The sequence below is a fragment of the Kitasatospora sp. NRRL B-11411 genome, from assembly GCF_000721345.1.
Lineage (GTDB): Bacteria > Actinomycetota > Actinomycetes > Streptomycetales > Streptomycetaceae > Kitasatospora > Kitasatospora cineracea.
Genome location: NZ_JOGH01000309.1, coordinates 1 through 531, shown reverse-complemented (window position 1 = coordinate 531; position 531 = coordinate 1). Strand labels below are relative to the sequence as shown.

Sequence of the window (531 nt, the reverse complement as noted above, 5' to 3'; positions counted from 1 at the left end):
GTGCGGGAGCGGCGGGTCAGCCGACGACGCGGTAACTGACGGCCGGGTAGGGGAAGTTGGCCCAGTGCAGGCTGCCGAGACCGTAGGCGAGGTCGCCGGACCCGCCGGGTCGGCCGGTGGCGCAGCCGGCGTTGAAGTAGACCGTGATGTCGGCGGCGGTGAAGTCGACGGCGGAGCGCGCGGCGGCCGGGAGGTCGTGGCAGGCGGTGTCGGTGGTGTCGACGGCGAACCGGGCGCCCGTCAGGTCGCTACCGGTGGCGAAGTAGGCGACGGCAGAGTGCGGGAGTTCGACGGCGGCCGCGGGCTGGGCGAGAGCTGCGCCGAGCAGCAGGGCCGCTCCGGTGGCGGCGGTGGCGGCGAGGGTCTTCTTCCGGGGCGCGGCCATGGGGGAACTCCTTGCGGGCAGCGGGAATCGGCGCGTGCGGTGGGGGGTACCGCGGTGCGCGATCATGTCAGTTACATCTTCAACAATCTTTGGCAATCTGCCAAGACCCGGGGTGGGAGGGGGAGATGGGGCCCGGTGTGCGGGGC

Annotated in this window: 1 protein-coding gene; it reads right to left on the bottom strand. The window is 72.7% G+C overall.

What is annotated here, in order from left to right; all coding sequences use genetic code 11:
• Positions 1-16: 16 nt before the first annotated feature.
• On the bottom strand, positions 17-385 hold the full coding sequence (locus IH44_RS0140095; RefSeq protein ID WP_030464780.1) for a hypothetical protein: 369 nt from the start codon (positions 383-385) through the stop codon (positions 17-19).
• Between the last annotated feature and the right edge of the window lie 146 nt (positions 386-531).